16 protein-coding genes are annotated in these 18427 nt (G+C 60.2%); 10 read left to right on the top strand and 6 right to left on the bottom strand.

Translation table 11 applies throughout. The features are described from left to right. Nucleotides 1-3: 3 nt before the first annotated feature. Nucleotides 4-2049, bottom strand: a complete 2046-nt coding sequence (gene metG / locus QOM08_RS21890; protein WP_047227006.1) for a methionine--tRNA ligase — start codon at nucleotides 2047-2049, stop codon at nucleotides 4-6. Between the two features lie 329 nt (nucleotides 2050-2378). On the opposite strand from metG, the gene apbC reads away from it, so the two are divergent. Beyond that, nucleotides 2379-3473 (top strand): iron-sulfur cluster carrier protein ApbC, encoded by a 1095-nt coding sequence (apbC, locus tag QOM08_RS21885; protein ID WP_107321989.1) that lies wholly within the window; start codon nucleotides 2379-2381, stop codon nucleotides 3471-3473. A 128-nt stretch (nucleotides 3474-3601) separates the two neighbouring features. Here the strand turns inward: apbC and QOM08_RS21880 are convergent, their stop codons facing one another. Further along, nucleotides 3602-4360, bottom strand: coding sequence for an SDR family oxidoreductase (locus QOM08_RS21880; protein ID WP_047227004.1), 759 nt, complete (start codon nucleotides 4358-4360; stop codon nucleotides 3602-3604). Nucleotides 4361-4523: 163 nt separating this feature from the next. Here QOM08_RS21880 and QOM08_RS21875 point away from each other — a divergent pair, with 163 nt between their 5' ends. The 4 genes from QOM08_RS21875 to groL all read left to right on the top strand — a co-directional run bounded on the left by QOM08_RS21875 (nucleotide 4524) and on the right by groL (nucleotide 8030). Beyond that, nucleotides 4524-5255, top strand: a complete 732-nt coding sequence (locus tag QOM08_RS21875) for a HugZ family protein (RefSeq protein ID WP_076383714.1) — start codon at nucleotides 4524-4526, stop codon at nucleotides 5253-5255. A 66-nt stretch (nucleotides 5256-5321) separates the two neighbouring features. Next, nucleotides 5322-5798: an FxsA family protein gene (locus QOM08_RS21870; RefSeq protein WP_092393136.1), complete on the top strand. Its 477-nt coding sequence runs from the start codon at nucleotides 5322-5324 to the stop codon at nucleotides 5796-5798. Nucleotides 5799-6042: 244 nt separating this feature from the next. Next, the gene (locus tag QOM08_RS21865) at nucleotides 6043-6336 is read left to right on the top strand and encodes a co-chaperone GroES (RefSeq protein ID WP_047227001.1); all 294 of its coding nucleotides are present in this window, start codon (nucleotides 6043-6045) and stop codon (nucleotides 6334-6336) included. 50 nt (nucleotides 6337-6386) lie between these two features. Next, nucleotides 6387-8030 carry a chaperonin GroEL gene (gene groL, locus QOM08_RS21860; protein ID WP_047227000.1) on the top strand — a complete coding sequence of 548 codons (1644 nt, stop codon included), beginning with the start codon at nucleotides 6387-6389 and terminating at the stop codon, nucleotides 8028-8030. Between the two features lie 201 nt (nucleotides 8031-8231). Here groL and QOM08_RS21855 read toward each other — a convergent pair whose 3' ends face one another. After that, on the bottom strand, nucleotides 8232-8972 hold the full coding sequence (locus QOM08_RS21855) for a phosphatase PAP2 family protein (RefSeq protein ID WP_139049324.1): 741 nt from the start codon (nucleotides 8970-8972) through the stop codon (nucleotides 8232-8234). Between the two features lie 238 nt (nucleotides 8973-9210). Between QOM08_RS21855 and colR the strand changes: the two genes are divergently transcribed. From colR to QOM08_RS21830, 5 genes are all read left to right on the top strand, one after another. Then, nucleotides 9211-9894, top strand: coding sequence for a two-component system response regulator ColR (colR, locus tag QOM08_RS21850; RefSeq protein WP_047226998.1), 684 nt, complete (start codon nucleotides 9211-9213; stop codon nucleotides 9892-9894). Then, complete coding sequence (locus QOM08_RS21845) at nucleotides 9884-11161, top strand: sensor histidine kinase (RefSeq protein WP_139049325.1); 1278 nt, start codon at nucleotides 9884-9886, stop codon at nucleotides 11159-11161. The genes colR and QOM08_RS21845 overlap by 11 nt, the downstream gene beginning before the upstream one ends. A 141-nt stretch (nucleotides 11162-11302) precedes the next feature. After that, complete coding sequence (locus QOM08_RS21840; RefSeq protein WP_139049326.1) at nucleotides 11303-11971, top strand: class I SAM-dependent methyltransferase; 669 nt, start codon at nucleotides 11303-11305, stop codon at nucleotides 11969-11971. A 4-nt stretch (nucleotides 11972-11975) separates the two neighbouring features. Continuing rightward, nucleotides 11976-12680 carry a lipopolysaccharide kinase InaA family protein gene (locus QOM08_RS21835; protein WP_188251993.1) on the top strand — a complete coding sequence of 235 codons (705 nt, stop codon included), beginning with the start codon at nucleotides 11976-11978 and terminating at the stop codon, nucleotides 12678-12680. A 2-nt stretch (nucleotides 12681-12682) separates the two neighbouring features. Continuing rightward, nucleotides 12683-12910, top strand: a complete 228-nt coding sequence (locus tag QOM08_RS21830; protein ID WP_076383717.1) for a hypothetical protein — start codon at nucleotides 12683-12685, stop codon at nucleotides 12908-12910. Between the two features lie 96 nt (nucleotides 12911-13006). Here the strand turns inward: QOM08_RS21830 and QOM08_RS21825 are convergent, their stop codons facing one another. From QOM08_RS21825 to QOM08_RS21815, 3 genes are all read right to left on the bottom strand, one after another. Then, a complete protein-coding gene (locus tag QOM08_RS21825) occupies nucleotides 13007-16033 on the bottom strand; it encodes a multidrug efflux RND transporter permease subunit (protein WP_316912117.1) in 3027 nt (1008 codons plus the stop codon). Between the two features lie 13 nt (nucleotides 16034-16046). Further along, entirely contained in the window at nucleotides 16047-17195 is a 1149-nt protein-coding gene (locus QOM08_RS21820) for an efflux RND transporter periplasmic adaptor subunit (protein WP_047226992.1), read from the bottom strand. 133 nt (nucleotides 17196-17328) lie between these two features. Further along, the gene (locus tag QOM08_RS21815) at nucleotides 17329-18426 is read right to left on the bottom strand and encodes a DUF1513 domain-containing protein (RefSeq protein ID WP_047226991.1); all 1098 of its coding nucleotides are present in this window, start codon (nucleotides 18424-18426) and stop codon (nucleotides 17329-17331) included. Nucleotide 18427: the final 1 nt, after the last annotated feature.

Here is an 18427-nt window from a genome sequence, read left to right as displayed (position 1 = left end):
GCGTTATTTGATCCGCTGACCCGGCTTGGCGCCGCTATCGGGGCTCAGCAGGTAGATTTCTTCACCGCCGGGACCTGCCGCCATCACCATGCCTTCGGAGATGCCGAAACGCATTTTGCGTGGCTTGAGGTTGGCGATCATCATCGTCAGCCGGCCTTCGAGCTTGGCCGGGTCTGGATAGGCGCTCTTGATGCCGGAGAACACGTTGCGCTGCTCATCACCGATGTCCAGCGTCAGGCGCAGTAGCTTGTCGGCGCCTTCCACGGCTTCAGCCTTGACGATCAGGGCTACGCGCAGATCGATGGCGGCAAAGGCGTCGAAATCGATCTCCGGCGACAACGGGTCCTTGGTCAGCTCGCCATTGCCGGCCGGGGCACCGGTGTCGGTCTGGCTGGCGGCCAGGTCTTCTTTCGAGGCGTCGGTCATGGCTTGCACCTTGGTGGCGTCGATGCGAGTCATCAGCGGCTTGAACTCGTTCAGTTGATGGTTGCTCAGCAGCGTCTGGTGATCGTCCCAGGTCAGCGGTGCGACGTTCAGGAAAGCTTCGGCATCGGCGGCCAGCAACGGCAGCACCGGCTTGAGGAAGATCACCAGTTGGCGGAACAGATTGATACCCAGGGCGCAGATCGCCTGGACTTCGTCCTGCTTGCCTTCCTGTTTGTTCAGTGACCACGGCGCCTTGTCGGCGATCCAGGCATTGGCGCGGTCGGCCAGGGCCATGATCTCGCGCATCGCCCGAGCAAAGTCACGGGCCTCGTAGGCTTCGGCGATGCTCGGGGCCGCCGCCAGAAAGGCCTCGGTCAGCTCCGGCGCGGCGTTACCGGCCACCAGTACACCGGCGTTGCCTTTGTGGATGAAGCCGGCGCAACGGCTGGCGATGTTGACTACCTTGCCCACCAGGTCGGAGTTGACCTTCTGCACGAAGTCTTCAAGGTTCAGGTCCAGGTCGTCCACGCCACGGCCGAGCTTGGCCGCGTAGTAGTAGCGCAGGTATTCCGGCGACAGATGGTCCAGGTAGGTCCGGGCCTTGATGAAGGTACCGCGGGACTTGGACATTTTCTGGCCGTTGACGGTCAGGTAACCGTGGACGTTGATACCGGTCGGTTTACGGAAACCGGCGCCTTCGAGCATGGCGGGCCAGAACAGCGCGTGGAAGTTCACGATGTCCTTGCCGATGAAGTGATACACCTCGGCCGTGGAGTCCTTGCCCCAGAACGCGTCGAAGTCCAGCTCCGGCGTGCGGTCGCAAAGGTTCTTGAAGCTCGCCATGTAGCCGATGGGCGCGTCCAGCCATACGTAGAAATACTTGCCGGGCTCGCCGGGGATTTCGAAGCCGAAGTACGGCGCATCGCGGGAAATGTCCCACTCTTGCAGGCCGGAGTCGAGCCATTCGGCGAGCTTATTGGCCACCGCGTCGTGCAACGTGCCGCTGCGGGTCCAGGTTTGCAGCATCTCTTGGAAGTCCGGCAGCTTGAAGAAGAAGTGCTGGGAGTCCTTGAGCACTGGCGTCGCCCCGGAAATCGCCGATTTCGGGTCCTTCAGGTCGGTCGGTGCGTAGGTGGCGCCGCATTTTTCGCAGTTATCGCCGTACTGGTCCTCGGTGCCACATTTCGGGCAAGTGCCTTTGATGAAGCGGTCGGCCAGGAACATTTTCTTTTCCGGGTCGAAATACTGGGTGATCGAACGGGTCGCGATGTGCCCGGCGTCACGCAGCTTCAGGTAGATCTGGCTCGACAGCTCACGGTTTTCTTCGGCGTGAGTGGAGTGGAAGTTGTCGAAGTCCACCAGGAAATCGGCAAAGTCGGCGCTGTGTTCGGCCTGGACGTTGGCGATCAGTTGCTCCGGGGTGATTCCTTCTTTTTCCGCGCGCAGCATGATGGCCGAACCGTGGGCGTCGTCGGCGCAGACATAGATGCACTGGTTGCCGCGATGCTTCTGGAAGCGCGTCCACATATCGGTCTGGATGTATTCCAGCATATGGCCGAGGTGAATCGAACCATTGGCATAGGGCAGGGCGCTGGTGACGAGGATCTTGCGTGGCTCGGACATGGGGCTCGGCTACTTGATGAAACGGAGGTCGGCCACTATAAAGCGCTGGGAAATATATTTCACCCCACTGGCCTGTTTCCGGATGCATTGCTGGGGGCGGTATGGACACAACCTGTGGCGAGGGGATTTATCCCCGCTGGACTGCGCAGCAGTCCAAAATAGAGCACTCTGACACACTGTAGCAGCAGGTTTTAGGGCCGCTGCGCGCCCCAACGGGGATAAATCCCCTCGCCACAAAGGTGTTCGCGCGACAGTAATCAAGTCGCCACGCGGCAGCGTGGGGCGTAGGATAGCGGCCTGTTTTTCAAGTCTTGCTATCGGAGTTGCCCATGAGCGCCGTCAATCGCGCAGCGGTGGAAGCCGTCCTTCGCCAGTACACCGACCCTTACCTGAACCAGGACCCGGTCAGCGCCGGATGCGTGCGCACCATCGACATCCAGGGTGATCGCGTCAGCGTCCAGCTGGAAATCGGCTACGCCGCCGATCTGTTCAAGAGCGGTTGGGCGCAAATGCTGCAAATGGCGATCGAGTCCATGGACGGTGTAGCCAGCGCCAAAGTCGACGTCACCAGCGTGATCGCTGCCCACAAGGCCCAGGCGCAAGTGCCGGGGCTGGCGAACGTCAAGAACGTGATCGCTGTGGCCTCGGGCAAGGGCGGCGTGGGTAAGTCCACCACCGCCGCCAACCTGGCCCTGGCCCTGGCCCGTGAAGGCGCGAAGGTCGGGATTCTCGACGCGGACATATACGGCCCGAGTCAGGGCATCATGTTCGGCGTTGCCGAGGGCACCCGGCCGCAGGTCAAGGACCAGAAATGGTTCGTTCCGATCCAGTCCCATGGCGTGGAAGTCATGTCCATGGCCTTCCTGACCGATGACAACACGCCGATGGTCTGGCGCGGGCCGATGGTTTCCGGCGCCTTGCTGCAGCTGGTGACGCAGACCGCCTGGGGCGATCTGGATTACCTGGTGATCGACATGCCACCAGGCACCGGGGATATCCAACTGACCTTGGCGCAGAAAGTCCCGGTGGCCGGTGCGGTGATCGTCACCACGCCGCAGGATCTGGCCCTGCTGGACGCCCGCAAGGGTGTGGAGATGTTCCGCAAAGTGAACATCCCGGTACTGGGTGTGGTGGAAAACATGGCCGTGCACATCTGCTCGAACTGCGGACATGCCGAGCATCTGTTCGGTGAAGGCGGCGGAGAAAAACTGGCGAGCCAGTACGGCGTCGAACTGCTGGCCTCGCTGCCGCTGTCGATGCTGATTCGCGAGCAGGCCGACGGCGGCAAACCCACGGTCATTGCCGAGCCGGATAGCCAGATCGCCATGGTCTATCAGGAACTGGCTCGCCACGTCGGCGCGCGGATCGTGCTGCAAGAGGCTGCGTCACCGGCGATGCCGAACATCACCATGAGCGACGATTGAATAAGCCGTAACACAATCCATTGTGGGAGCGAGCCTGCTCGCGATAGCGGTGTATCAGTCACATCAAAGTTGACTGACCCGGCGCCATCGCGAGCAGGCTCGCTCCCACAGTGGTTGTGTGTCGGTTTTTAGATCCGCAACCCGCCATCCATCTCCAGGATCCGGCCGGTGTAATAGTCGTTCTCGAAGATGTACGCCGCCGAATGGGCGATCTCCTCGGGTTTGCCCATGCGCTTGAGCGGGATGCCAGAGGTCATTTTTTCCAGGGCTTCGGGTTTCATGCCCAGGGTCATTTCGGTTTCGATGAAGCCCGGCGCGATGCCGGCGACACGGATGCCGTAGCGTGCCAGTTCCTTGGCCCAGGTCACGGTGGCGGCCGCCACGCCGGCCTTGGCCGCCGAATAGTTGGTCTGGCCGACGTTGCCGGCACGCGAGATCGACGAAATGTTGATGATCGCGCCGCTGTTCTTCAGCTCGACCATTTTCGCTGCCACTTCGCGGGTACACAGGAAGACACCCGTTAGGTTGACGTCAATCACCGCCTGCCACTGGGCCAGGCTCATTTTGCTCATTTCGCCGTCCTTGACCTTGAGCAGCAAGCCGTCGCGCAGGATCCCGGCGTTGTTGATCAAGCCGTGGATCGCGCCGAAGTCCTCGGCGACCCGGGCGACCATGTCGCTCACTTGCTCCTCATTGGCGACGTTGCACAGATAAGCCCGGGCCTCGACACCCTTGGCCACGCAGGCGGCAACCGCCTGGTCGAGTTTTTCCTGATTGAGGTCCACCAGGGCGAGCTTGGCGCCTTTGCCGGCGAAATACTCGGCCATGGAGCGGCCCAGACCCTGGCAACCGCCGGTGATAATGATTACTTTGTCGGTGAGTTGCATTGGCATGTCCAGATTGCAGAGCGGTTGGAGGATGTCCTTTTACTGGCCTCTCGATCTGCGACGGCGTAGCCCGGTTGCACACGAGAACTGCCTAAAGGCGCGCTGGTACTTTGCTCCAGTCGCCTGACCGTTTCCAGACGGATTTGATCAAAGGAGTCATAAATTGAGCGTTGAAGCTGCCAAGCATGCACGAGAATTGCTGCTCAAGGAATACCGTGGAGTGCTCTCCACCCATTCCAAATCCATGCCCGGTTTCCCGTTCGGCTCCGTGGTGCCCTATTGCCTGGACGACCAAGGCCGTCCACTGATCCTGATCAGCCGTATCGCCCAACACACCCACAACCTGCAAAAAGACCCCAAGTGTTCAATGCTCGTAGGTGAGCGGGGGGCCGAGGATGTGCAGGCCGTAGGGCGCCTGACTTATCTGGCCGAGGCGCGCAAGCTGGAAGACAACCTCGCCATCGACGCCGCTGCTGAGCGTTACTACCGTTATTTCCCGGAGTCGCAGAACTACCACAAGGCCCATGACTTCGATTTCTGGGTGCTCAACCCGGTGCGTCATCGTTACATCGGTGGCTTTGGGGCCATTCACTGGATCGACCAGATCACCCTGGCCAACCCCTTCGCCGGCAAGGCCGAAGCCAGCATGATCGACCACATGAATGCCGACCATGCCAAGGCCATCGCGCATTACGTCGAGCTGGCCGGTCTGCCCGCCACCGAACCTGCGCAACTGGCCGGTATCGACAGCGAAGGCATGCACTTGCGGATCGGTCAGGCCCTGTACTGGCTGGCGTTTCCAGCGCCTTGCAATACGCCGACACAAGTGCGCGAAGCCTTGGTTTATCTGGCTCACGCCGAGCAATGGCCAAAAAATGCTGAGGCTGACGCTTGAATTCACGAAAGGGCGACGTCATTTAGGGTTTGATAGCAAGGCATTCTTGCGTTGAGGAACCTTTTGATGCGCCCTTTTTTGTTGCTCTTTCTGCTGTTCCCGGTGTTGGAGCTGTTCGTATTCGTCAAGGTCAGCGGGGCGATCGGGTTTTTCCCGGCGCTGCTGCTGGTCATTCTCGGCTCGATGCTCGGCGTGTTCGTGCTGCGCATCGCCGGCCTCGCCACGGCTCTGCGTGCCCGTGAAAGCCTGAACCGTGGCGAGCTGCCTGCCCAGACCATGCTCGAAGGCCTGATGCTGGCCTTGGGTGGCGGTCTGTTGATCCTGCCTGGCTTTATCAGCGATGTGCTGGGCCTGGTCATGCTGCTGCCGTTCACCCGTCGGCTGCTGGCCAATAAAATGCGCCAGCGTGCCGAAGAACAGGCGATTCGCCAGCGAGCCTTCGCCGACGACCTTCAGCCCCGTGGCGGGCCGACTCCACGAGAACCTGTGGGCCGCGAACCGGATGTGATCGAAGGCGAGTTCGAGCACCGCGATCCCAAGTAAAACCAGCGACACGGCACCTTCGGGTGCCGTGTTCGTTTTCGGCTTCGTGAAGTAAAAAATTTTCTACCCGACCCTTGAAATCGGCTTGTACGCCCTTATGTATGGGTCACCGCAAGGTTTCCGGTGGCGACACTGGACAGACTTCTGCGGTTCGCTTGACGAACCGCATCCGGCTCCGCCGGCTTTTGTTAAACCCGCCGGGACTACACCGGCCGATGAAAACCAAAATTAGGAGAGATCGACAATGAAGCTTCGTCCTCTGCATGACCGCGTCGTCATCCGTCGCAGCGAAGAAGAGAAGAAAACCGCTGGCGGTATCGTCCTGCCAGGTTCGGCTGCTGAAAAAGCCAACCACGGTGAAGTTCTCGCTGTAGGCCCAGGCAAGGCTCTGGAAAACGGTGAAGTACGTGCGCTGGCCGTGAAAGTGGGTGACAAGGTTGTGTTCGGCCCTTACTCCGGCAGCAACACAGTGAAAGTCGACGGCGAAGACCTGCTGGTGATGAGCGAGAACGAAATCCTCGCTGTCCTGGAAGACTGATTCCCCCGCTCATTTTCCCGTTACTACAAAGTATTTAAGGAATATCGATCATGGCTGCTAAAGAAGTTAAATTCGGCGATTCCGCCCGCAAGAAAATGCTCGCCGGTGTCAACGTCCTGGCTGACGCAGTAAAAGCGACCCTGGGCCCTAAAGGCCGTAACGTGATCATCGAGAAGAGCTTCGGCGCTCCGACCATCACCAAGGACGGCGTTTCCGTAGCCAAGGAAATCGAGCTCAAAGACCGCTTTGAAAACATGGGCGCGCAACTGGTCAAAGACGTTGCCTCCCGTGCCAACGATGATGCTGGTGACGGCACCACCACCGCGACCGTACTGGCTCAATCGATCGTCAACGAAGGCCTCAAGGCTGTCGCTGCCGGCATGAACCCGATGGACCTCAAGCGCGGCATCGACAAGGCGACCATCGCCATCGTCAAAGAGCTTAAAGCCCTGTCCAAGCCATGCGCTGATACCAAGGCTATCGCTCAGGTCGGCACCATCTCGGCCAACTCCGACAACTCCATCGGCGACATCATTGCCGAAGCCATGGAAAAAGTCGGTAAAGAAGGCGTGATCACCGTTGAAGAAGGCTCGGGCCTGGAAAACGAACTGTCGGTTGTTGAAGGCATGCAGTTCGACCGTGGCTACCTGTCGCCGTACTTCGTCAACAAGCCGGACACCATGGTTGCCGAGCTTGAGAGCCCGCTGATCCTGCTGGTCGACAAGAAAATCTCCAACATCCGCGAAATGCTGCCAGTGCTGGAAGCCGTTGCCAAAGCCGGCCGCCCACTGCTGATCGTGGCTGAAGACGTTGAAGGCGAAGCCCTGGCGACTCTGGTTGTGAACAACATGCGCGGTATCGTTAAAGTCGCTGCCGTCAAGGCACCTGGCTTCGGCGACCGTCGCAAGGCCATGCTGCAGGACATCGCCGTACTGACCGGCGGTACCGTTATCTCCGAAGAGATCGGCCTGAGCCTGGAAAGCACCACCCTGGAGCACCTGGGTAACGCCAAGCGCGTAATCCTGTCCAAGGAAAACACCACCGTGATCGACGGCGCTGGCGTCGAGGCTGATATCCAGGCTCGCGTTACTCAGATCCGCGCACAAGTGGCCGACACTTCGTCCGACTACGACCGTGAAAAACTGCAAGAGCGTCTGGCCAAGCTGTCGGGCGGCGTTGCAGTGATCAAGGTTGGCGCCGGTTCCGAAGTTGAAATGAAAGAGAAGAAAGCCCGCGTTGAAGACGCCCTGCACGCAACCCGCGCAGCCGTCGAAGAAGGCGTGGTACCTGGCGGCGGCGTGGCACTGGTTCGTGCCCTGCAGGCCATCAGCGAGCTCAAAGGCGATAACGATGACCAGAACGTGGGCATCCAGTTGCTGCGTCGCGCTGTTGAAGCACCGCTGCGCCAGATCGTTGCCAACTCCGGCGACGAGCCAAGCGTTGTGGTCGACAAGGTCAAGCAGGGTTCGGGTAACTACGGTTACAACGCTGCGACCGGCGAATACGGCGACATGATCGAAATGGGTATCCTGGACCCAGCCAAAGTGACTCGTTCGGCTCTGCAAGCGGCTTCGTCGATTGCCAGCCTGATGATCACCACCGAGGCGATGATCGCTGAAATCAAGGAAGACGCTCCAGCTGGCGGCGGTATGCCAGACATGGGCGGCATGGGTGGCATGGGCGGCATGATGTAAGCCAGCCTTACCCCTGTACTGAAAAACCCCGTCTGCGAAAGCAGGCGGGGTTTTTTAATGCCTCGGGTTTACCCCGCTCATTGAAATTGCACCAATCCCTGTGGGAGCGAGCCTGCTCGCGATAGCGGTGTAACAGTCACCCTCAATGTTGCTGATCCGACGCTATCGCGAGCAGGCTCGCTCCCACATTCAGATTGGTGTTCAAGCATTGACGGGTTGGGTTGTCGCCGCTCGCTTCGCTGTAGAGGCCGGCCGGTACAGCACGTAGTAATAACACCCCAGGCAAATCAGCCAACAGAACACCGCTGTCCACGCATTATGGGAAAAGAAGTGCGCCCCTTGCATCATGCGGCTCACGGAGAACAGCGTTCCCAGGGAGGCAGCGAATATGAAGGCCAGGCGGGCCAGGCGAGGGCGGCGGTCGCGCAGTACGAAGAACAACGCGAACAGCGTAAACCCGGTGGCAGCGTGACCGCCGGGCCAGCATCGGCCGGGTTTGTCAGTTGCCGGGCGCGGGCTCAGCAGTTCGCTGTAGGTTTGCTTGCCTCCGAACTCCTTCAGGCTCCAGGGGCATTGTACTGCCGTTACGGCTTTCATCGGCGTGACGAAAGAAGTTGCCAGCGCCAGGGAGAGCACCAGGCAGCCCAGTTCGCGTTTGAACGGTTTGAGTCGGGTGAGGAAGAACGTGCAGATGAACCCGAGAATCGACAGCACAGAAAACGCGATGACCACCTGTTTGGCCCGGTCATGCAGAATGTCTTCCAGAAAAAAACTGTGCCGACCGATGAACCCGTCGGCTGGGTCGTAGAACAGCCTGGCCAGATCCATGTCCAGCGTGGTCAGTTCCAGCAGCACCAGGATCACCGCGATTGCAGCGGGCAGGCCCAGGGCTACCCGGAAGTTCAGTGGCCTGGAGGCGGGACGGGTGGTGGTGGAAACCATGGCAGTACCTTTGGTGGAGTGTTCTTGAGCAGCGCGTTGCGCGCAGTCTGGTCCGGGCACCGTGGGCGAGGCGTGAATGCCGGGTGAAAAACTCGTCAATGTCCGGGCAATCCACGCGCGACCCTTGCGAGAGCGGGCTTGCTCGCTACGACCGCCGATACAACCCTAGCCGTGATTCACACTTGGCCTTAAGCTGCGCGGGCCACGATGACCGTCCACGTGCGCAGAGGAGATGCCCATGCGAATTCTGTTGGTTGAAGACAACCGTGACATCCTGGCCAATCTGGCCGATTACCTGGGGCTCAAAGGCTATACCGTCGATTGTGCCCAGGATGGTTTGTCGGGGTTACACCTGGCCGCGACCGAGCACTATGACCTGATCGTGCTCGACATCATGCTGCCGGGCATCGACGGCTACACCTTGTGCAAGCGCCTGCGCGAGGACGCCCGACGTGATACACCGGTGATCATGCTCACCGCCCGGGATCAACTGGACGATCGCCTGCAAGGGTTCAAGTCCGGCGCCGATGATTACCTGGTCAAACCTTTTGCCTTGTCGGAGCTGGCGGCGCGGATCGAAGCGGTCATGCGTCGGGCCCAGGGCGGCGGGCGGCGCGCCTTGCAGGTCGGTGACCTGAGTTACGACCTCGATACCCTGGAAGTCACCCGCGAAGGCAAACTGCTGAAGCTCAACCCGGTAGGCCTGAAGCTGCTGGCGGTCTTGATGCAGAAAAGCCCCCACGTGCTGCGCCGGGAAATCCTCGAAGAAGCCTTGTGGGGCGATGATTGCCCGGACAGCGACAGTCTGCGCAGCCATGTTCACCAATTACGTCAGGTGATCGACAAACCGTTCGACAAACCGCTGTTGCACACCGTGCATGGCGTGGGTTATCGCCTGGCCGAGGGCCGAGATGGAGTTTAAGCAGAGCCTTGCCCAACGGATCATCATCGCCTTTGCGCTGATGAGCGCGTTGGTCGCCGGGGCATTCGCCATGGGCATCGTGGCGACGGTTCACTTGGTGGAAGAAAGGCTGATTTCCGCCGGGCTTGGGGGTGACCTGCAACGCCTGCTGCTGATGGACAGCGTTTCGGACTGGAGTCATCGTCCGGAACCTGATCAGTTGTTCTATTTCAGTGGCGGCCCGGGTGACTTCGATTTGCCCAAGGATCTGCGTCACCTGGATCGTGGTTTCCACGAGGTCTTTCGCGCGCAATTGTCGTATCACGCCATGGTCGAGATTGTTGACGGTCGACACTACGTGCTGCTGCAGGACCAGAGCGATTTCGAAGAGCGCGAACGGGTGCTGTTCGCCGTGGTGCTGGTGGGCTTCGTGCTCAGCCTGGCACTGGCGGTGTTCCTGGGTTGGGTCCTGGCTCGCCGGGTGATGGCGCCGGTCGTGCGTCTGGCCCGGCAAGTGCGCCATCGCGACCAGCTACTCGGGCTGGCCCCGCCGCTCGCCCCTGACTATGCCGCCGATGAAGTGGGAGAACTGGCCGTGGCGTTCGACGCTACGCTGGGGCGACTGCGCCAGGCCCTGACGCGTGAACGGTTGTTCACCAGCGACGTAAGCCATGAGCTACGCACGCCGTTGATGGTCCTGGCCAGCTCCTGTGAGCTGTTGCTGGAGAACCCGGCCCTGGATCAGCGCGGTCGCAAACAGGTCGAGCGGATCAGTCGGGCCAGTGAAGAAATGCGCGAGCTGGTGCAAACCTTCCTGATGCTCGCCAGGACCCAGCGCGAAGACAGCGGCATGTCGCCCCGGTTGACGCTAGGGCAGGTGGCCGAGGACCTCGTTGGGCTGTGGCGTGCGCCGATCGAAGCCAAGGGCCTGACCCTGATCTTCGAGCCGGGGCAAACCGCCGACACCCCGTATAACGCCACGTTCCTGACCGCCGTCATGGGCAACTTGCTGCGCAACGCCTTGCACTACACCGATCAGGGCTTCATTCGCCTCACGCTGTCCCCGACCGGCTTCGTGGTCGAGGACAGTGGCGTGGGCATTCCCGAAGAAAAACGCGAGGCGATGTTCGAACCGTTCGTGCGAGGTAACGAAAAGCGCGGCGAAGGGCTTGGGTTGGGGCTTTCATTGGTCCAGCGGATTTGCGAGAACCAGGGCTGGACCGTGAGCCTCAGCACCATGGAGCCCAATGGCTGTCATTTTGAGGTTGAGTTGCATCCTCGCAACTGAGCACGGCGCTAAGGCCTGCATGTTGGACATATCCTGAAAACCCTCGAGTGCCTGCATGATGAAGTTTTCACAAAGGGATGACTTGGCGTGCACATGTCCATCCCTAACGTGGGAGCCATTACCTCATGGAGGCTCCCGTCAATGTCCAACCCTATCAAGCTCGACTTTTCCGAAAAATATGACGAAAAGCACGCCCACCAATACCTGCATAAACACCAGGCCGGTCTGAGCCGGCGTCTTTCCCACCGCCGTGATGAACAACTGGCACGCATGGCTTTGGCGTTGGCAGGTGACCCTGGCCTGGTGCTGGACTTGCCGTGTGGTGCCGGGCGTTTATGGCCTGTGCTGGCCGAAAAACCGAACCGGGTGATCATCGGTGCGGACAATTCCACAGCCATGCTCAAGACTGCGTTGAACGCTCAACCCGCCGATGTCGTAAAACGGGTACAACCCTTGCACGCTTCTGCGTTCGACATTGCCTTGCCTGATAACGCCGTCGACAGCATTTTTTGCATGCGCCTGCTCCACCACATCGGTGAACCTGCGCATCGACTGGCGATTCTGCGGGAATTCGAACGTGTCACTCGTGATAGCGTGATCGTTTCATTGTGGGTCGATGGAAATTTCAAGGCCTGGAGACGTAAGCGTCTGGAGCACACGCGTGGGCAGAAAGGCTACCAGAATCGATTTGTGTTACCGGCCGCTACAGTCGAGGGTGAATTTCGACAGGCTGGTTTCCGCATTCAGGAACGACTGGACTTCCTGCCGCTCTATGCCATGTGGCGAGTTTATGTATTACGCAAGAGGTAACAGCATGGTTGTGGCAGTAGAGACAACTGCGGTCCCCCGCTGCGGCTTCGAACACTTCTGGAATCAGCAGGGTGAATGGGTGGAACAACCCAATGTGCGTCGTGGTGGTGAAAGCGGAGTGCAGCGGATCAACAACGGCGGCGATCTGCTCTATGCCAAGCGTCAGACAGGGCATATTTACCGTAGCTGGTTGCATCCGTTTGGCCGCCCAACCGTGTTACGTGAGCAAGATGCCCTGCTGGCATTGAGCCGACTCGACGTCAGTGTTCCAAAGGTCATCTTCTGTGGCGCACAGCGGGACCCGATTCACAAGTGGCGTGCGCTGCTTGTGACTCATGCGCTGGACGGTTTCGTGGAGTTGGATCACTGGTATGCCGCAGGCGGGCGCGAGCGTCATGGCGAAGCGGGGCATGACCGAATTCTCCAGGCATTGGCAGAGAACCTGGCTCGCATGCATAAGGGGCGTTGGCAGCATGGCTGCCTCTATATCAAGCATGTATTTGTGCGCGTGACTGGAGAGGGTGAGTCCGCTCGAGCCGAAGTGGCCTTGCTGGATTTGGAAAAGTCCCGTCAACGTCTGACTTCCTGGACCGCAGCGTCCCATGACATGAAACAACTGCGACGCCATTCGTCGTTCAGCGATTCAGAATGGGAAAAACTCGTCTACTTTTACAAAGCGGCGTTTGGCAGCGCTATCAAAGGTTTATAGCGATGAAATTAGAAATTGCTAGAGGTTTATTTCTCGTAGGAGCCCTGGCAGTTACTTCTATGGCGGTGGCGGTATGGGAGCAGCCCCGTTCGCAGATCCTCAGTGCTTCCCACCCGGACGCGCACTGCCCTTTGCCACGTGTGGCCAAGGCCAGCGAGGCGATCCGGCCGGACGACGATCTGTTGCTGTTCATGTTCAGTCTTTCCCAAGGCATGAGGCCCCAGAGTTGATGGACAGAGAGCCCAAACAAAGGCCTCGCATATGCGAGGCCTTTGTTTTTGGCGATTGCAGCCTTCGGCAGCGCCTACAGGGCCAGTGGTCGCGCGTTAGGTTTTGTCCGGCTTGGCCAGCAACGTATACACGCAGGGCAATACGAACAGTGTGAACAACGTGCCAATCGACATCCCGGTGGCGATCACCAAGCCGATGTCGAAGCGGCTCACCGCCCCGGCCCCGGTAGCGAGGATCAATGGCACCATGCCAAATACCGTCGCCGCGGTGGTCATCAGTACGGGACGCAAACGAATCGATGCGGCTTGCTCCACGGCCTCCCGTGGGGTTAGCCCCTGTTCCCTGCGCAGCTGGTTGGTGAACTCAACGATCAGGATCCCGTGCTTGCTGATCAGGCCGATCAGCGTCACCAGTCCTACCTGGGTGTAAATGTTCATGCTCGACCAGCCGAGGAACAGCGGAATCAAGGCGCCGCAAATCGACAGCGGTACCGTCACCAGAATCACCAGCGGGTCCCGGAAGCTTTCGAACTGGGCGGCCAACACCAGGAAGATGATCGCCAGCGCCAGGGCAAAGGTGACCCACAGCGCGCTGCCTTCCTGAACGAACTGTCGCGACGCCCCTGCGTAGTCGAAAGCGAACCCTACCGGAGCCTCTTCTTGGGCAATCTGGCGGACCGTCTCGATGGCCTCGCCCATACTCACGATGGGAAAACCCGAGATCGTCACCGCGTTGAGTTGCTGGAACTGATTCAACTGCCGTGGTCGCGCCCGATCGCTGACTTTGATCAACGTCGACAGCGGCAGCAATTCACCCTGGGTATTTTTTACGTAGTAGTTGTTCAACCAGTCCGGATTGTCCCGGAACGGCCGTTCGACCTGGGCGATGACCTTGTAGCTGCGCCCTTCGATGGTAAAACGGTTGATCTCGGCTTCACCCAGCAGGGTGGCGAGTGTGCCGCCCAGGTCTTGCATCGAGACGCCCATCTGGGCGGCCTTGGCACGATCGATGTCCACGACGACTTCGGGTTTGTCGAAAGCCAGGTCAACGTCCATGAAAGCGAACTTGCCGGATTCCAGTGCGCGCTTTTTGACCCGCTCGGCAATCTGCAACAGCGTTGCGTAGTCCTTGGGCGAGTTGATGACGAACGCAAATGGCAAGCCTTCGCCGGTGCCAGGCAGGGAGGGCAGGTTGAAACCGAATATTTGCAGGCCGGGGATGTTCTCCAGCTTGGCCTGGACTTCAGGCAGGATTTCCATCTGGGTGCGGCTGCGTTCGTTCCAGGGTTTGAGCAGGAAGCCGCCGATGCCCGATTGCACGCCGTTGTATCCGTTGATCTGGAACGAGGAGTAGTACTCCGGGAACTCCTTGAAGATGGTGATGAAATGATCGGTGTAGCTGTTCAGGTAGTCGAGGTTGGTCGGCTGCGGGGCATTGGCCATCATGAAGATGATGCCCTGGTCTTCATCGGGGGCCAGCTCGGACTTGGTGAACATGATCAGCACCGGAATCAGCAGCAGCACGATCACCGCGAACACCAACACCACAGGCCGGGTATTGAGCATGCCGTGAAGCATGCGCTGGTAGCGGTTTTTAAGACGTTCGAAAACCACGTCCAGTCTATGCGCCAGTCCCGAGGGGTTCTCTTCGTGACGCAGCAGCATGGCGCACATCATGGGCGAGAGGGTCAGTGCGACGATCCCGGAAATGACCACCGCGCCGGCGAGCGTCAGCGCGAACTCCTTGAACAGCGCCCCCGTGAGCCCCTCCAGCAGACCGATCGGCGCGTACACCGCCGCCAGCGCGATGGTCATCGAGATCACCGGCATAGCGATCTCCCGGGCACCTTCAATTGCAGCGTCGAATGGGCTTTTGCCTTCCTCGATGTGCCGGTGGATGTTTTCCACCACCACGATCGCGTCGTCCACCACCAGACCAATTGCCAGCACCATGGCGAGCAGGGTCAGCAGATTCATCGAGTAGCCCATCAACTGCATGAAGAACATCACGCCAATCATCGACAGCGGGATGGTCACCACCGGGATGGCCACCGAACGCAGGGCGCCCAAGAACAGGAACACCACGACGATGACAATCAGCACCGCCTCGAAGAGGGTTTTGACCACCTCGTCGATGGAAGCCTGGATGAACAGGGTGGCGTCGTAGGCGATCTCGGCCTTGAGGTTGGCCGGCAGTTGGGCCTCCAGATCCGGCATGATCCTGCGCACTTCCTTGATCACGTCCAGCGGGTTCGCGCCGGGGGTGGCCTTGATGCCGATGTACACCGAGGGCGTGCCACCGAAGGAACTGATGGTGTCGTAGTTCTCGGCGCCCATCTCCACCCGGGCCACATCGCGCAACAGCACGCGGCTGTCGCCATCGGTCTTGAGCGGAATCGCCGCGAAGGCCTCGGCGGACTTGAGTTCGGTGTTGGCGTTGATACTGGTGACCACGTATTCGCCTTTCACCTCACCGGCGGCCGAGAGGAAGTTGTACTGGCGCACGGCATCGGTCACGTCGGCGGCGGTGAGGCCGAAACCGGCCAGCTTGACCGGATCCAGCCACAGGCGCATGGCGAAGACCTGGTTGCCGAGGATCTCCGCTTCGGCCATGCCCGGCAATGTCGCCAGCTTGGGCTGGACCACCCGTGACAGGTAGTCGGTGATCTGCGGGTTGTTCAGTTCCTTACTGAAAAAACTGATGTACATCAGTGCCGAGGCATCGGCGGCCTCGCGGCTGAGCACCGGATCTTCAGCGTCCTGGGGCAGTTGGTTCTTGACCTCGTTGGCCTTGGCCAGCAGCTCGGTAAAAAGCCGGTCGCTGTTGGAGCCGATGCGGGCGTAGACCGATATCACCGAGAAATTCTGACGGCTGACCGAGGTCATGTAGTCGATGCCCTCGGCGCTGGCCAGACTCTGTTGCATCGGCTGGGTGATATAGCCCTGGATGGTCTCGGCGTTGGCCCCGGGGTAGGCGGTGGTCACCGTGATCAGGGCGTTCTCCATCTGCGGGTACTGGCGCAGGGGCAGCTTGCTCCAGGCCTGGAAACCCAGCAGCACGATCAACAGGCTGACCACGGTGGCGAGCACCGGACGGCGGATGAACGGATCAGTAAAAGCCATGAGGGTTCCTTGATCAGTCCGCAGGGGGCGGGCTGTTCTGTTCGGTCAGGGTCTTGTCGTCGCTGATGGCGATGGGCGTGCCGTTATCCAGTTTGATCTGGCCGGCGATCACGACCTGTTCGCCGCTCTGCACGCCTTTGGAAACCAGCACGAGCCCGTCGCGTCGCTCACCGGTTTCGACGAATCGCCGTTCGGCGATCAGGATCGGCTGGCCCTTGTCATCTTTCTCGACGGTGCCGTCGTCGGCTTTCTTCTGCGTCACGACGTACATGGAGTTGCCGTAGAGGGTGTAGGTCACGGCGCTTTCCGGCACGACGATGGCGTTGGCCTTGTCCGGCAAGATCACCTGCAGGCTGGCGAACATGCCGGGCAACAGCCTGCCGTCGGGGTTGCCCAGGGTAGCGCGTACCAGCACGTTGCGAGTGCTGTCTTCGATCTTGGGGTTGATCGCGCTGATGGCGCCGACGAAGGTCTGGCCGGGATAGGCCGAGACACTGACGTTGACTGCCTGGCCCACCGCGAGCTTGGGTACCGCTTGCTCGGGGAGGTAGAAATCCACATACAGGCTGCTCAGGTCCTGCAGGGTGGCGATCACCGTGCCGCTGGCCAGATAGTCGCCGACGTCCACCTGGCGAATGCCGATGGTGCCGCTGAACGGCGCAACGATGTGTTTCTTGGCCAGCGAAGCCTTGAGCTGGTTGACCGTGGCCTGGTTCTTTTTCAACTGCGCCGCGAGCCGGTCGAATTCGCCCTTGGAGATCGCCTGGCTGCCCACCAGTTGCCGACCCCGGCCAAAATCCAGTTGCGACAGGTTAAGGTCGGCCACGGCGGTTTCCAGCAGCGCGCTTTCGACGTCACTGTCCAGTTGCACCAGTGGCTGGCCGGCCTTGACCTTTTGCCCCGACTGGAACTGCACCTTCTGCACCGTCCCGGCAATTTCCAGGCTCAGGTCTACGCCTTGCAGTGCGGTGAGGCTGCCGACGGTGGGCAGGCGGGTTTGCCAAGGCTGCTCGACAGCCGTGGCCACGGCGACGCTGACCGGCGGTTTGGGGGCAGAAAACATCTGGATCTGCTGGTAAACGGAGAAACCCTTGTAGCCGGCCAGTAGCAATACCACCAGCAGGACAACACCCAACATGATCAGCATGCGGCGTCGCAGCATGTTCCACTTCCTTGGAAATAAGCCGAGAGAAAATACAGACAGGCGGGCACATTACTCCGAGTACGCGACCGATTCAAAACGATGTTCATCGGTAATGTGTAAGGATTTTTCCTGAAGGCCCGCCGCCCGCTTGTCAGATCAAATGCAAATGGTTGTCCCAGAGCCCTGCGGGCAGATCCAGTGGTTTTGCAACCAGTTGTGCCTGCCGGCAATCGTAAAAGCGGCAACGGCCCTGACCCGATGTCACGACGAAACCGTCGGCCACCGCACCCACACCGGCGCAGTCCGGCAGAGGCGCATCCAGGCGTACTTCGCCGCTGTCCAGGTCCCAGATAAAAAAGCGGTTGCCACGGGGCGCTGTCAGGGCCACCAGGCGCAGGTCGCTGTGTACGGCAACGCTGGCGGTGTAATGACCCATGGCCTGCAATTGATGCTCGGCCACCGGGAATGCCTGGAACGGCTGGCCCGGACGCTTGATTGCCAGCAGCTCGGAGGATTCGTGGGCATCGCCCATGAATTGCTGGCCGCAAACGATGGTGCCGTCGCTGGCGATGCCCATGTGGCGCACGCTGTTCATCGATTGGGCGAGGGTTTCCTTGCTCAGCAGTGTGCCATCGCGCTGCATCAGTACCAGGCTCGGCTCCATGGCATTGAGGTTCATCTCGACGCGGCTTTCGGCCTCGGTGCGGATGCCGCCGTTGGCGACCACCAGCGTTTCGCCGTCGGGCATCCATGACACTTGATGAGGGCCGATGCCGTGAGTCGACAGTTCGCCGCTGTGCACCAACCGTTCGCCTTCAAAACGGTACACGCCCAGCAGGCCGCGGCCTGGATCGGTCGTGTCGTTCTCGGTGGCGTACAGCCATTCGCCGCTTTTATGAATCACCGCGTGCCCATAAAAATGCCGGTTCGGCAACGAGGTGAGGGTCTGCAGCAGCGAACCGTCGCGCAGGTCGATCAGGTAGCTTTCGGTGCCTGGGCGACGAGCGACGAACAGCGCAATCGGTTTTGTCGGATGGTCAATGATGTCGTGGCAGCGCTGCTTGACCTGGGTGGCGAACACCCGGCTGCCGTCCAGTCGATAGCCCACGGCGTAGTGCTTGCCGTCGCTATCGTCCCGTGCCGAAAGCAGGAGCGGATGCTTGTCCTGTTGCTTGAACAGCGTCCAGCCGCCCAGGGTAACGGCGCCGAGCAGCAGGCTGCCCAGTGCCAGAGCCTGACGTCGAAACATG

This window comes from Pseudomonas sp. P105, assembly GCF_032614175.1.
Lineage (GTDB): Bacteria > Pseudomonadota > Gammaproteobacteria > Pseudomonadales > Pseudomonadaceae > Aquipseudomonas > Aquipseudomonas rhizophila.
This window is presented reverse-complemented; position numbering and strand designations above follow the sequence as displayed.

Coding starts and splice junctions, on each gene's coding strand:
- QOM08_RS21835 (WP_188251993.1), top strand. CDS start 11,976: ATGGTTGTGGCAGTAGAGACAACTGCGGTCCCCCGCTGCGGCTTCGAA.
- QOM08_RS21880 (WP_047227004.1), bottom strand. CDS start 4,360: ATGCAACTCACCGACAAAGTAATCATTATCACCGGCGGTTGCCAGGGT.
- QOM08_RS21840 (WP_139049326.1), top strand. CDS start 11,303: ATGTCCAACCCTATCAAGCTCGACTTTTCCGAAAAATATGACGAAAAG.
- colR (WP_047226998.1), top strand. CDS start 9,211: ATGCGAATTCTGTTGGTTGAAGACAACCGTGACATCCTGGCCAATCTG.
- QOM08_RS21830 (WP_076383717.1), top strand. CDS start 12,683: ATGAAATTAGAAATTGCTAGAGGTTTATTTCTCGTAGGAGCCCTGGCA.
- metG (WP_047227006.1), bottom strand. CDS start 2,049: ATGTCCGAGCCACGCAAGATCCTCGTCACCAGCGCCCTGCCCTATGCC.
- QOM08_RS21820 (WP_047226992.1), bottom strand. CDS start 17,195: ATGCTGCGACGCCGCATGCTGATCATGTTGGGTGTTGTCCTGCTGGTG.
- QOM08_RS21815 (WP_047226991.1), bottom strand. CDS start 18,426: ATGTTTCGACGTCAGGCTCTGGCACTGGGCAGCCTGCTGCTCGGCGCC.
- QOM08_RS21855 (WP_139049324.1), bottom strand. CDS start 8,972: ATGGTTTCCACCACCACCCGTCCCGCCTCCAGGCCACTGAACTTCCGG.
- QOM08_RS21865 (WP_047227001.1), top strand. CDS start 6,043: ATGAAGCTTCGTCCTCTGCATGACCGCGTCGTCATCCGTCGCAGCGAA.
- QOM08_RS21845 (WP_139049325.1), top strand. CDS start 9,884: ATGGAGTTTAAGCAGAGCCTTGCCCAACGGATCATCATCGCCTTTGCG.
- QOM08_RS21870 (WP_092393136.1), top strand. CDS start 5,322: ATGCGCCCTTTTTTGTTGCTCTTTCTGCTGTTCCCGGTGTTGGAGCTG.
- QOM08_RS21825 (WP_316912117.1), bottom strand. CDS start 16,033: ATGGCTTTTACTGATCCGTTCATCCGCCGTCCGGTGCTCGCCACCGTG.
- apbC (WP_107321989.1), top strand. CDS start 2,379: ATGAGCGCCGTCAATCGCGCAGCGGTGGAAGCCGTCCTTCGCCAGTAC.
- groL (WP_047227000.1), top strand. CDS start 6,387: ATGGCTGCTAAAGAAGTTAAATTCGGCGATTCCGCCCGCAAGAAAATG.